General features: G+C 58.7%; 8 protein-coding genes. All 8 read right to left on the bottom strand.

All coding sequences use genetic code 11. The features are described 5' to 3' along the window. Positions 1-191: 191 nt before the first annotated feature. A complete protein-coding gene (locus tag ONB52_14915; protein MDZ7417428.1) occupies positions 192-2,276 on the bottom strand; it encodes a carboxy terminal-processing peptidase in 2,085 nt (694 codons plus the stop codon). 73 nt (positions 2,277-2,349) lie between these two features. Further along, a complete protein-coding gene (locus tag ONB52_14910) occupies positions 2,350-2,652 on the bottom strand; it encodes a glutaredoxin family protein (protein MDZ7417427.1) in 303 nt (100 codons plus the stop codon). A 9-nt stretch (positions 2,653-2,661) separates the two neighbouring features. Beyond that, entirely contained in the window at positions 2,662-3,201 is a 540-nt protein-coding gene (locus ONB52_14905; protein ID MDZ7417426.1) for a thioredoxin fold domain-containing protein, read from the bottom strand. A 118-nt stretch (positions 3,202-3,319) separates the two neighbouring features. Beyond that, positions 3,320-7,342, bottom strand: a complete 4,023-nt coding sequence (gene porU / locus ONB52_14900; GenBank protein MDZ7417425.1) for a type IX secretion system sortase PorU — start codon at positions 7,340-7,342, stop codon at positions 3,320-3,322. A gap of 43 nt (positions 7,343-7,385) precedes the next feature. After that, positions 7,386-7,577 (bottom strand): hypothetical protein, encoded by a 192-nt coding sequence (locus ONB52_14895; GenBank protein MDZ7417424.1) that lies wholly within the window; start codon positions 7,575-7,577, stop codon positions 7,386-7,388. Positions 7,578-8,980: 1,403 nt separating this feature from the next. Then, positions 8,981-10,189: an aspartate aminotransferase family protein gene (locus ONB52_14890; protein MDZ7417423.1), complete on the bottom strand. Its 1,209-nt coding sequence runs from the start codon at positions 10,187-10,189 to the stop codon at positions 8,981-8,983. Between the two features lie 827 nt (positions 10,190-11,016). Next, positions 11,017-12,093 (bottom strand): TerC family protein, encoded by a 1,077-nt coding sequence (locus tag ONB52_14885; protein MDZ7417422.1) that lies wholly within the window; start codon positions 12,091-12,093, stop codon positions 11,017-11,019. Between the two features lie 314 nt (positions 12,094-12,407). Beyond that, on the bottom strand, positions 12,408-13,622 hold the full coding sequence (locus ONB52_14880) for a phosphoglycerate kinase (protein MDZ7417421.1): 1,215 nt from the start codon (positions 13,620-13,622) through the stop codon (positions 12,408-12,410). Between the last annotated feature and the right edge of the window lie 223 nt (positions 13,623-13,845).

Raw genomic sequence — 13,845 nt, 5'->3', positions numbered from 1 at the left:
ATGTGCTTCAGGAAATCCTTACGATACTGAACGCCCGCTTCTGCAAGAGCAGCGACAAAAGGCAAAAACCAAACACAAAATCGCCGGGACGCCCAGTGGCAAGGCAGCCGGCAGGGTTGTCTCTTGCGGCTTGGCGAACTTGCGCTTCAAACAAGCGTTTGCCAACAGCAAACGCTTGCCGCGGGAGAGATTTATTCTTTGACAACCTTGCCTTGATAATGTGGTTGCGAGAGCAAAACCAGGTCCATCACGATGTGGGCGCATTCTTCGAGCTGGGGGTCCGGCAAATTTTCCATGGTTGGAATTTTTTCGCCTTTCTTCAACGGCGGCAGGTGGTGAATGGCGCGCCGCCGGTTGATCAGCGCCAGCTCTTCTTCTTCGCGCTCGTCCCGCTCGCGCAGGCGCCGGCTTTCCTGCAGGGAGATGGTGGTTTTGGCGTGTTCCTGGCGGTAGCGTTCGAGTTGCTCTTCCATGAGCCGGAATTCGGGATTTTGGGCCATGCGTTGCTGTGCACGGCTGCGTAATTGCGGCAGGAATTGCGCCACCAGGTTCCAGCGGCTGAAAGCGGTGGGCTGAATTTGATCCCAGGGCAGCGCATTGCGTTCCGCACTTTCGCCGGTTTCATTGTCACCCGGTTCGCCCGGGAAGAGGATATCCGGGGTCACGCCCTTGTGCTGGGTGGTGCCGCCGGCGATGCGATAGAATTTGGCGGTGGTGAGTTTGACCTGGCCGAGTTTGGCCTGCGCCGAGGGAATGAAGCGATCCAGGCTGATGAGTTGCTGCACTGTGCCCTTGCCGAAGGTTTGGGTGCCGATCACCAGACCGCGGTCATAATCCTGAATGGCGGCGGCAAAAATTTCGGAGGCGGAGGCACTGCGGCGATTGACCAGCACGGCGAGCGGGCCGTCATACACCACTTCGTTGTCGTGATCCTTCAGCACCTTCACCGAGCCGTCGCTGTTGCGCACCTGCACCACCGGGCCATTGTCGATGAACAGGCCGGTGAGCTCGACCGCTTCCTGCAGGGCGCCGCCGCTGTTGTAGCGCAGGTCGATGATCAAGCCGTCGATGTTGGCTTTTTTCAATTCCTCGATTTTCTGGCGCACGTCGCGGGTGGTGCTTTTGTAATCCTTTTCCTCGCGCGCCTGCGCCGCCATGTCGGAATAGAAGGTGGGCAGGCTGATGACGCCGATGCGATAGGGGCGGCCCTCGTGGGTGATTTCCAGGGTGTCGCTTTTGGCTTCCCGGTCGGTGAGCACGATCTTGTCGCGCACCAGGGTGAGCTTTTTGGGCGGGCTGCCGGGCGGCGCCTCGGCGGGAATGACCTCCAGGCGCACGACCGTGCCTTTTTCGCCGCGAATCATCTGCACCACGTCATCCAGGCGCATGCCGACCACATCGACCATTTTGCCGTCCAGACCCTGGCCCACGCCCACGATTTTGTCATTGGGCCAGAGCCCGCGGCTGCGATCCGCCGGGCCGCCGGGAATGATGCGCACCACCACGGTGTGCTCGCCTTCGGTGGTCAACTGCGCGCCGATGCCCTGCAACGACAGACTCATCTGAATGCCGAAATTTTCGGAGGCGATGGGCGACAGGTAGGAGGTGTGGGGATCGTAGGCCTCGGAGATGGCATTCATGAAAATTTGAAACACGTCTTCCGGCGTGTTTTGTTTGATGCGCTTTTGAAAGTTGGTGTAGCGGCTGGTGAGCGTGCTGGTGATGCCGGCGGCATCCTTGCCGGCAAGTTTCAGGCTCAGGGCTTCGCTCTTCAGACGCAGCCGCCAGATTTCATTCAGTTCGGCCACGCTTCCGGCCCAGGGCGCCCGGCTGCGGTCGGGCTGGTAGGATTCCTCGCTGCTGAAGTCGAATTTCTGATGGGCGGGATCGAGGGCGTAGGCGATGCGTTCATCGACGCGATGGACGAAGGTGTTGTAAATCGCGAAGGCCGGCTCCAGTTGTCCGCTGGTAACCGCGTCATCGAGTTGATAGCGGTATTTCTCGAAGGCGGCGAGATCGGAGGCCAGAAAGAAACTGCGATTGGGGTCGAGGGCCTGCAGATAGTAATCGAAGGAATGACTGGAAGTCGAGTCATCGATCATCATTTGGCGATAATGATGGTAGCTGAACAGACGCGCGATCACTTTGCTGACCACGGGGTGCTGCCGTTCGGGCAGCAGGTCCGCTGCCCAAGCGAGGCTCGCGTAGATGACGGTCCAACCCAGCCAGAAGATCATGTTCATGGTTGCAACCAGTTGTCGGAAAGTTCGGTTCATGCTGCCTTTGTCCTTTCACGTGCAAAGCCGCTGCCGTTGTTGCTGGGAGAGACTTCGACTTCGGGTAAAACGTTCACCGGCCCGCCCTGAGCTTTCTCAGGAAATCCCTGTCCTCCACGTGATACTTGCAGGCGAGACGTCCGTTGATCCAAACCAGGGGAATGCGGGTGCCGTATTCCGCCAGCAACCGCGCATCAGCGCTGATGTCCACCTCGCGCAGCACAAAGCCATGCCGGCGTTGCAGCCGCCGGAGCTGCGCCTTGGCTTCGTCGCAAAGGTGACACTCCGGCCTGCTGTAGACTTCGACCACGATCCCCGCAGCGCTCCGGCCCCCCCGCATCAGGCGTGCCGCCCAGTTTTTGAGAAACGCGAACACGCCCCGCCCTCAGCCCTTGCGCTTGTGCAAAAAGTCCTCATACTTCATGTTCTTGTAATGGCCCTCCGCCAAAAATTCGAGCATCGGCAGAAACTGGTCCGGCGGAATGAAGCCCGAGACCAGTGTGAGAAATTCACCCTCCGGACTGATGAAAATGGTGGCGGGATAGCCGCGCACCCCGAACGCCAGCGCCAGTTGCCGGTAAGTCAGGCTCTGGTCCTTGTAACGCGTGAGCGCACTGGATTCGGCATTGACTTTTGACAGCACCAGCCGCGCCCGGGCATATTTGATCACTTCAGCGTTGCCGTAGGTGTCGCGCTCCATCACCTTGCACCAACCGCACCAGTCCGTGTAGAAATCCACCACCAACAGCCGGCGTTCCTTTTTGGCGGTGGCCATGGCCTGCTCAAACTCCAGCCAGGTGAGACCGTTTTGTTTGCTCTGTTCCCCGGCCGGCACCCGCGCGGCTGTCAGCAGCAACAGGCTGAACGTGAGGGCGGTGCGCAGCCTTTTGCGCCATGCCGGGGTTTTCATTGGATTGAGGGCCATGATGGTCTCCTTCAGTCAGTTTAACGGGGGTGGCACCCCCCCGCGCGCTCCTGTCTGCTGTCAAACAACCGCCGTGCAGTCGGTGGATGTGGCAGGTTTTTGTGAAAATTAAAAAGGTTCAGCGCTGCACCACCAGCTTGCCCCGCTCCTCGGCATTCATGGCCGCGCTGCTGCCATTGCCGGTGTGGGTGGCGATCACTTTGTACAGATAGACGCCGTTGGCCACCTCATCGCCGTCTTGATCGCGGCCGTCCCATTCCACGCGATTGAAACCGGCGATCACTGCCGCGGGGGGCAGCTCCAGCGTGCGGATCAGGCGGCCGGCAAGCGTGTAGATTTTGATTTTTACCTGTGCCGCGGGCTGGTTGATTTCGAAAGTGAACTGCGTTTCGTTGCGGAAGGGATTGGGATAGTTCATGACTGCCCACAAGACCAGACGATCGGCGGGCGCAATGACGAATTCCGTGGTGGCGGTGTTGGAGTTGTTGGAATTGTCCCACGCCTTCACTGCCACGGTGTGGCGGCCTTCGGCCAGGCCGGCAAGGGGATATGAGAGCGTGCCGGCGGTGAAATCACCGGGATTATAATTGAAGAAATCCGTCACGTCGATCCTGTTGTCGTTTCTCCCGTCCAGGGTGAGGGTGATTTTGTGGCCGATGTCGCCGGCGATATTGATGCCAGATATACTGTCTTTCAGGGTCACTTGCAAAACCGGGTCCGGGCCGACATAACCACCGGGAGCAAAATCTGCGACACCCTGAAAGCCCACCTTGATTTCCGGGCCCTGGTTGTCCGTAAAATTCGCGACCGTGCCGCCAATGGCAATGTTGTTGCGATAGCCGTTGCCGTCGGTGGTGTCATTCCAGAAATACACGCTGAAGCGGCCGCGCGTGCCGCCGTAGGTAAGATCCTTGGGGGCGATGAATTGCAGGTCAAACCTGCCATTGGTCATGCGGGCTTCACCGCGGAACAGCGAGTTGCCGGGCAGGGTGTAGTTGATGCTGAAGTTCTGGCCATTGCGGTAGGTGACGAAGCGTTCGGAGTCGAAGGCTTCCACCCGCACCGTGCCGTTGAACTCCTGCCAGGGCTGGCCATTGCGCAAAACCGTTCCGCGCACGGTGGTGCGGGCCAGGGCCTTGATGGTGTCGGGCGTGGTCAACTGTGCACTGTAACGCGGAATCGCCAGCCGCATGCTGGGATCGCCATAGAGATGGAATTTTTCGTCATTGACGGTCTGGCGGGTTTGCACGCGGGCATAGACCAGCGCCGTTCCCAGGGCCTCGGAGGTCTGGCCGGAGCGAAACAGCGCGCCGTAATAGGCCTGGTTGAGGTTGGCATTGGCATTGGCATACACCTGGCGCGCGGTGGCGAGCACGGCAATGGCACCGCGCCCCGGCACCAGCAGCAACTGTTCGCCGAAGCTTTGGCGGTCGATCAAATCGAACTGGCCGAAGGTGCAGGTGGCGGCAATCCAGACCGCCTGCAGATCGCCATTTTGGATGCGGTCGAAATCGGAGGCATACTCCAGCAGGCGCTCATGCGCCCACACGGTGGGGTTGCCATGGCCGGCATAGTTGACGATCAAGGCACCACGGCGCAAGAGCTGCAGGAAGGCGTCGGTGGCGGCGGGTTTGCGGATGCCGGAGATCGCGGCACTTTGCACCGCGGGATATTCCGTCAGGTAGAGCTTGCGAATGTCGAAATAATCCGGCGTGCGCAGATTGATGAGATCCTCCATGTCGTTGATGTGAAACGCCTCCAGGCCGTAGGGCGAGTTCTCATCATCCGCCACCATGAGCAGGGTGTTGCGCCAGGGGCCAAACACCGGGTCGGTTTCATACTTGATCAGCTTGTTGACAAAGGCCTCGGCTTCGGCGAGGGTGCGTGCCGGAATGCGGCCAATGGCGAGATCCATCACCGCATCCGTGCCGCGCACATAGGTGAACCAGGCATCGGTCACCCGGCTGTCATCGATGTTCAGCTCGTCCGTGTGATAGCTCGGGATCCAGTTTTTGTCGCTCTTGTTGCGCAGATTTTTGGGGTCATAATCGCTGTCGCCGAACAACAGCACGTAAGCCGGCGCCTTGCGCCAGTTTTCATAGGCATATTTCAGGAAATCGCGTATTGCCACCGGGTCATACAGGCCGCAGGAAAATTCATCGAACACGTCCTGGATGTTGACGACTTCCACGCTCAGGCGGGCGGTGGCGCTGCCCGGCTGCCAGTTTTCACGCAGGCTTTCCAGCCGCTGTGCCTGCGAGAGAAAATCCGCGTGGGTGATGATGATCATGTCGGCCTCGTGCTCTGGTGAACGCCAGTTGGAAGCGGCATCCTTGACGATCGCCTGCGCTTCGAGGTTGACGAAGCCGGCGGCCGTGCTGGCCACATAGCGCCGCGGCACCGGCGTGGTGGCAAGGTCGGCAAAGGTGAGCTGGCTGCCGCTCACCTGCCAGTTCTCCGAGTTGAGCAGGGTGACGTTGCTGAAGTCGGAAATGTCGAACAGCCACAGGCCGTTGGGGTTGGCGTTCTCCAACCGGTAAGCCACGGGGCCGGCGCTCGGCGTACCCGAAAAGATCAGGCTCGGCCCCGGCAGGCGCAACTGCCGCGGGTAACTCAGCTCGAAAAAGTCGATGTACATGTTGGCGGCTTCGCCGCTGCCGGTGTAGGTGAGCAGCAGCTCGTTTTCGCCGTTCTTCAACACACCGGTGCGTTCCAGCGTGTAGGATTGGCGGCGGCTGTTGTTGCCGGGAATGATGAACTCGGTGATCGGCTGCTGGTTGAAGGTGACCGCCAGGCGGTGGGGAATGCTGGAGAAATATGGCGCATAAAAGCTGAAGGTCATGCGCGCGGTGGCATCGGTGACGGGATCGGGAAGCTGCAGCTTGTAGGTTTTGGTGTTGTTGCCGCGCGTGCTGAAATTGTAGCCGAACCACGATTGCGTGGATTCATAAAGCGGATTCTGCTCCTCTTCGACGAAGAGGTATTGCACAAAGCTGGTGGCAATGGTGGTGGCACTGGCGACCGGCAGCGGGGTGCGCGTGGCCATGCGCTTGCCGGTGCTGCCGTCGGCGGCGGGCGAGAGCGAGAGGAAATAGTAGTTCTCGTAGCCGTATTTGTTGAGATAGTGCGCCGCCGTGCCGTTGGTGGAATCGAAAGTGAAGCCGTCCACCCCGCGGCCATAGAACAAAATGTAGTCGCTCAAATCGAACCGGCCGTCATTGCCGTCGGCGACGTAGATGGCGTTCTCGATCAACCCCTGCGGGCGCGGCGCCGTCAGGCTGCGCGGCAACTCCCGGCCGCCGTTGTTGTAAATGCGGATCTGCGCCGGCTGCACGCTGGCGAGATCAATGCCGGCGCCGGCCAGGGCCTGCCCGGTGATGCGATAAATGCCCTCATTGCGAATGGCAATCTTGTAGAATGGTCCGCCGGCCATGGGCGCGCTGATTTTGCTCAGCGTCTGGCCGGGCCGGGGCGCACGCCAGGGCCGTGCTGCTTCGTAGTTGAAAATCACCCCTTGATAAAAGGACTCCTCCACCGGCGAGGCAAAGGCGCTTGCCGCCGCATTGAACGTTTCGCTGGCTGCGGTTGGAGCCGCGTGCCGCACCACCAGCCGAAGCTCCCGATACCAGCGCAGGGTCTTTTGCACGGGATTGTACTGCACCGGCGCCACTGCCACGCGCACGATGCGCTGCTGGCGCAAATACGCCGGCGGATCGACTGTCACCAAGTCCGCCGGATACCAGGCATCGCGGTCGTAAATCTCTGCTCTGGGCAAATATGCCGCGCCGGTCTCCCCTTCCCGCACTTGCGCGGTCGGAAACGGCGCAACGTTCACCTCCCGTATTTCTTCGAACGCACCGGGCACCGCCGTGGCTTCGACTGTCGCCCCCTCCGGCACCCCGAGCACGAAAATCCGCACCGGCAGGTTGGGTGCGCCCGCTTCCGCCAGGGAGAGACTGTTGGAGAATTTCGGAATGACGCTGTTTGGGCCGGCCGCGATGGTGAGCGTGTCAAATTTCAACCCCATGAGCCGGAACGTAAGGACGGTTTGGCGGGACGTGGCCTGCAGGAGTTGCGCATCGGTTTCGGCGGATAATAGTGAAGAAGCGGCAAACAGCAGAGAGCAGAGAAAGAATCGCATAAGGTAAAAGGTTAGAAAATTGGTTACAGGCTGTGACTCAGAATCATGCTTCATTACGCCGTTGGCGCAGAAGTAACGCGGTGACTGCGATGATTCCAACATAACCGGCAACGAGCGGCCAGCGCACCGGTTCGACTTTCATCAATTCATAGCCAATGCCGAACAAACTGATGGCAATGTACAGCAGTCGCAAAAACGTTCTGGCGGGAAACTTCGCGCGTACTGGATTCAGCATGCCAGTGGGGGAGCTTTTGTTCGTTGCGCCGGTTCGCGACACAGGCTGTGCCGCTGTCGCATCCGGTCATGGCACCCGCCCGCGTGACTGCGAATTGGGGATTTGCAAGCCGCGGCAGAAAACGCTGCGGTGACTTCTCCCCTTCGTAAATTGAAAGGGCGAAGTCCGCCTTGGGCAGCGGATTTTGCGAAATTCGAAAACTCGCCGCGCTCAAGTCGAACTTCACTCATGTTCTTGCGGCAGCGGACCGGTTCAAGCGCGACAGCCTTGCGGACCCTGGGTATCGCCGCGCTCAGATGCAGTTAAGTAAACAAGAATCTAATGTTAAATGTTCCGTTGCCGTTTGAGCGGCCGGGCAATATAGCCAAAATGGAAGGTTTCGGGCAAGCGAAAGTTCAACAGAGGACAACAACTTGTTGTCCTCCCAAAAATCAGGCAACCGCCGTGCACATTGCCACAAAACCGAATACGACTGGGCTGTTCATGAAAAAGCACTTTGGAATGCCTCAGTTGCGTGTGGGGACGCAGCCCGGACATTTTGTCTGCAGGCAGGGATGCCGGCGTTGCTCCAGACGGTGCTGAAGGATTCCGCACTTTGGTTGTGATGTTTCGAGATGAAGGCGGGGGCGTGGGATGCCTTCCTCAGTCCTTTACCCCTCGTGTGGCGGTCACTGGCCACGATCTGCCACAGCCGGAGGTTTTGCACACAAGTTATCCACACTCGCCGGGAAGGAGATTTTTTGCGGAAAGCGTGCTCCTGTCGTTTGCGGAAAACGAAAAGCAGAAAATTTGGACTCAGGATACATTGGGTTGTGTGTCGTTTTTATGCAACCACAACGAATAGATGTAATGCAAATCTATTGCTACAACCTATTGATTTTAAGAAAATAAACCTGTTAAAATATAATTAAAAAATGACTTGCATCATGCTGCTGGTGTTGATCAGATGGTTTTCACGAAAAGAACAGCACAATTAACTTTTCGCAACAAAAGCGATGCTGATTTCAGGAAATCACACCGCTTGAAAGTTATCCACATTCTACTCACATTTTGAATCCCCCCTGTCGTCTCTTTCCGGCTGGCCAAAAACCGAATTCCCCCGCCAGTTTTGTGTCTGTCCGAGATCGCTGGCACTCTCTGAGAAACTGCCCTTGCGATGGCCTGGCCACTGCAAGAGCACTCGGTGAAAGGTCAAGGACTTCGGGAGCCAGGTCTTTCTTGGAAACATTCCCACTCTGACTGCCCCGGGGTGCCCTAAAAGCGAGGCCCGTGAAAAATCCGGGGTATTTGAAGCAACGGCCAGGCTGTTGCAGAATGGTCATTACAAAGTCAGTGATCTCCGACGGACACCATCAAAACCGTTCATGCGGGGTGATGAGCGCGGGTGAAAGGTTTTTGAATTTCTATTTTTGCTCATCGCAGCAGGCTGCAGCTTGCAGCAGGATTTCCAGGCACTCGGCAAGCTCATCAGCAGTCATGCAGAGCGGCGGTGCGGCACGCACGATTGAGGAGTGATGCAGCGTCCAACCTATGATCAGTCCACGGGCGCGGCACTCGGCCACGAACCGTTGGGCATATGCGGCCGTGCGAAATTCGATGGCGAAAAAACTGCCCAAGCCGCGAATGTCGGCGATAAAATCGGCCTGCCGCAATCCGGTCCGCAGCTCCTGCAGGCAGCGGGTGCCAATCTGCGCGCTGTTGGCGACCATGTTTTCAGCAAGCAGGACTTCCAGGGCGGCCAGGCCGGCGGCGCAACTCAACGGATGCCCGCCGAAGGTGGTGACATGTGCCAGCGGCGGATCATGCGAGAGGGTGTGCATGATTTCGCGGCGGCCGATGAAAGCACCAAGCGGCAGGCCGCCGCCCAAAGCCTTGGCGAGACAGAGCAGGTCGGGGCGCACATCCCAATGTTCGCAGGCGAAGAGTTTGCCGGTGCGGCCAAAACCGGTCATCACCTCATCGGCAATCAGCAGGGCACCGGTTTCGGTGCAGCGCTGCCGCAGGCGGGGCAGGAAATCGGGCGCGGGAATGCGCACCCCGGCCTCGCCCTGCACCGGCTCGAACAGCACCGCGGCCGTGTCGTGATCGATGCGGTCGAGGGCGGAGAGATCGTTGAAAGGGAGAAATTCGAAATCGCGCAGCAACGGCTCGAACGGACGGCGATAGTACGGGCTTGCCATGGCTGACAACGCGCCATAGGTATCACCATGATAGCCGCCGGTGAAGGCGAGGTATTTTTTGCGGCCGGTGAATTTGCGCGCGGTTTTGAGTGCGCCTTCGATGGCTTCGGCGCCGCTGTTGCAGAAGAAAACCGTGCCCTCGCTTACCGGTGCCAGACCGGCAAGGCGCCTGGCATAATTGACTTGTGCCGCCTGCACGTATTCGCCATACACCATCACATGCAGGTGCTTTTGCATTTGTGCGGCGATGGCCGCCTGCACTTTGGGATGGCCGTGACCAATGTTGGCCACGCCGATACCGGAGATGAAATCGATGTAGCGCCGGCCCTCGGGGGTGAAGAGGTAGATGCCATGCGCCCGCTCGATCTCCAGAGCCAGCGGTGCGGGTGAAGTTTGGCAGATATAAGTGAAAAAGTCCTGCAGCAGGCTCATGGCGATAATCTGAAAATTTTTCAGGACCCTGTTTCCCGCAGATACACGCAGGTACGAAGAGCAAGCGTCAGTCCGAAGCGTTCCTGCTCCGGCTGAGGCGGAGTTTCCAAAAAGCAAGGCCCGGGAAAGATCCGGGTTGTTTGAAGCCACAGCCCGGCCGCTGCAGGAATAATCGTTGCAAAGCCGGTGGTTTTGGCCAATAATCAGCGTCAATCAGCGCTGATCTGTGTCCCCCCAATATGGGGTTGCGGTTGCTCATGAAAACGACTTTTGCAGCAGGGCCTTCAGGCGCGGTGCCCGAGGGTTCCACGACAAAATCCCGGTTTCAAAACCTCATTTTGATGACTACCGAATGTCCGGCCGGGCGGCAGTTTTTAAAAAGTCGGCATACGATCTGGTGAGAAGCAAGGCACGCCGGCAAGCTAAAAAATTAGATTATCCGACGCAAGCGTACATGGCCACATGGCTGTTCTTTGCATCTGATGAACTCCGATAGGAGTGAGAGGTTTATCGCCAAGTGCCGTTCGCCGAAATGAAACCCCAGCGGGGTGACATGTGTATCGTGCCTCCTCATTGATCTCCTCTTGCATTGAAGGCAAACGCCGTTACATGTCACTCTTAAGGGAGTTTGAAGGCGGAGGTGTTGACAATTACTCTAAACATTTCACCCCGGGCGGGGTTGGGCCGTTCGCTATCACGTTAGGGCAAGTGGCTCTCAGCAGAGAAGGCACGGAACTGATTTTGCGATTCTTTTCATCTTGTTGCCGCAAAATGTACGCAAAATTCGGATGATCCAAAAAATTTCCAGGGAAGAGGCAACGGTGGCATCAAAGCGTGGGCGGAGTGGAGGCCGGGTTGATGAGCGCCTCATCCGGCAGTTGCTGTTCGAGTCCGGCTGGTGGCGCGGACCCCGGCAGTTGGCACCTGCCGTTGAGGAGGGCGGTGTTTTGTGCGGTGGTGATCTCCGCGCTGGCCTGGCTGGTGACGGTGGGGCGGCGGCGCCACAGGGAAGCCGCGATCGCAAGGGCGAGCGTCAGGCCGATGACACTGAGCGAAACCCACTCCGGCACCTTCACCACGTCGGCGAGCAGCATTTTCACGGCGACGAACAGCAGGATGAAAATGATGCCGGGTTTGAGATATTCAAAATGCCGGGCCATGCCGGCGAGCACGAAGTACAGCGCACGCAGGCCCATGATCGCGAAAATGTTGGAGGAGAACACCAGGAAGGGGTCGGTGGTGATCGCGAAAATCGCCGGAATCGAATCCAGCGCAAAGATCACGTCCGAGCTTTCGATCACCAGCACAACCAGCAGCATGGGGGTGGCGTGCAGCACGCCCTTTTCCCGCACAAAAAAGCGGTCGCCGGTGTAGCTGGCTGTGACCGGCAGGAAGCGCCGCAACAGCCGGATGAGCCGGCTGTTGCCGGGGTCGAAGGTTTCCCCGTCGAGAAAGATCATTTTGACGACGGTGTAGAGCAGCAGGCCGCCGAAGACGTACATCATCCAGTGAAACTGGTGCAGCAAGGCCGTGCCGGTGGCAATGAACAGCCCGCGCATCACGATCGCCCCCAAAATGCCCCATTTCAAAATCCGCGGCTGGTGTTCCGGCCTGACGTTGAAATAGGCAAAGATCATGATGAACACGAAAATGTTGTCGGTGCTGAGCGATTTCTCCACCAGATAGCCGGCGAGAAACTCCGCTGCCGGCCCGGGCCCGTGCAGCAAAAAGATGCCGAGATTGAACAACAGCGCCGACGCAATCCAGATCACCGACCAGATCGTCGCCTCCTTCATCGAAGGCGCATGGGATTTGCGATTGACGATGCCGAGATCGATGAGCAGCATGACGGTGATTGCCACGCCAAAGAGCCCCCACATCAAAATGTCGGAATGTGGTGCCATGATACTTTGTTGCAGTGAGTACTCTGTTTTTCACGGTTCCGCTGATTGCAGCGCATTCAGCCCGACGGTTTGCAGCGGAAAATATACCAGCAAACGCACGAGTTGCGCCTGCCGGGCCGGTGACTGAAACTGATCGACTCTTCCGGGGCGAGGGTGCGGCCGGCGGGAAGGAGGCGGTCAGGTGATTTCTATTTTTTGCTCGTATGGAACGCGCTGCGAGAATCTCCGGCAATCCTGAAGAACCCGGTTGGGGAGAGAGCTGTGCAGTTGTTACCGCGGTGCTTGCAAACCACATTGCCTGCCGCGTGCGGCAATCACTTGGCCGGTGCCTTGGTCAATGCCACCACGCCGGGCAGGTCCTTGCCGCCGAGAAATTCCAGGGAGGCGCCGCCCCCGGTGGAAACGTGGGAAATTTTGTCGGTCAAACCGGATTGCGCCAGCGCCGCCACCGAGTCGCCACCGCCGACCACGCTGAACGCACCTTTGCTGGTGGCCTCCGCCACCGCCCGGGCAATGCCCATGGTGCCGGCCGCGAACGCGGCTTTTTCGAACACGCCCATCGGGCCGTTCCAGAGAATGGTCTTTGCCTGCAAAATCAACGTGCGGTAGCGCTCCAGCGTTTTGGGCCCGATGTCACCTGCCAGTTTGCCGGCGGGGATATCGACAGTGGCCAGCGGCGTCGCATCGTCGCCTTCCAGACTGCTGGCGATGATGTGGTCGTCGGGCAGTTCCAGGCGCAGCGGCTTGCGTGGATTGTAATATTCCGCCACCCGCAGCACGTTTTTGGCCACCGCCAGCTTGTCTTCCTCCAGCAAGGAATTGCCGATTTCGTGGCCCTGCGCTTTGAGAAAGGTATAGGCCATGCCCCCGCCAATGAGCAGATGCGAGACTTTGGTGATGAGGGTGTGAATGACGTCGATTTTGTCCGAAACTTTGGCGCCACCCAAAATCGCGACATAGGGCCTGGGGGGATCGCCCAGCATTTTGCCCAACGCGCTGATTTCGGCTTTCATCAGGTATCCGGCGACGGCCGCGTTCTTGAGGATCTTGGCCACGCCTTCGGTGGAGGCATGTGCGCGGTGGGCGGAGCCGAAGGCATCATTGACATAGACCTCCGCGAGCGCCGCGAGTTGTTTGGCAAAGGCGGGATCGTTTTTTTCCTCTTCGGGGTGGAAGCGCACGTTTTCGAGCATCAGGAGGTCGCCCGGCTTCATCGCCGCCACCATTCGCTCCACCTCCGGGCCGACACAATCCGGCGCCATTTCCACATTTCTGCCGAGAAGCTGGGTGAGGCGGTTGGCCGCGGGCATGAGGGAGTATTTCGGGTCCGGCCCGCCCTTGGGCCGGCCGAGATGCGACATCAAAAGCACTTTGGCGTTGGCCTGCAACAACTTCTGAATGGTGGGGAGGGAGGCGCGAATGCGGGTGTCGTCGGTAACCACGCCTTTTTCCAGGGGCACATTGAAATCCACCCGCACCAAAACCCGCTTTTCTCTCAGATCAATGTCATCGATCGTCAACTTGTCCATAACTTGTCCTTCCTTGCATTACCGGGGGAATCCATGCCTGGCGCATGCGCAGCACAGACCTTTTGTCTGCTAGCCAAAGCTGGCAGGGTGCCGGCGCTGTCAAATCTCCGCGGTCGTGATGGTTTTTCAAGAGCAATACTGTAACATGTCATTCGTGTCACAACCAAAATTAGGGGGAAGGCAGAGCACGGCGGTTTGACGCCGATTTTTTCCCGCAGCAGCG

It is taken from the genome of candidate division KSB1 bacterium (genome assembly GCA_034506255.1).
GTDB lineage: Bacteria > Zhuqueibacterota > Zhuqueibacteria > Zhuqueibacterales > Zhuqueibacteraceae > Coneutiohabitans > Coneutiohabitans thermophilus.
The sequence above is the reverse complement of the archived record's forward strand: the minus strand, read 5'-3'. Positions and strand labels throughout refer to the sequence as shown.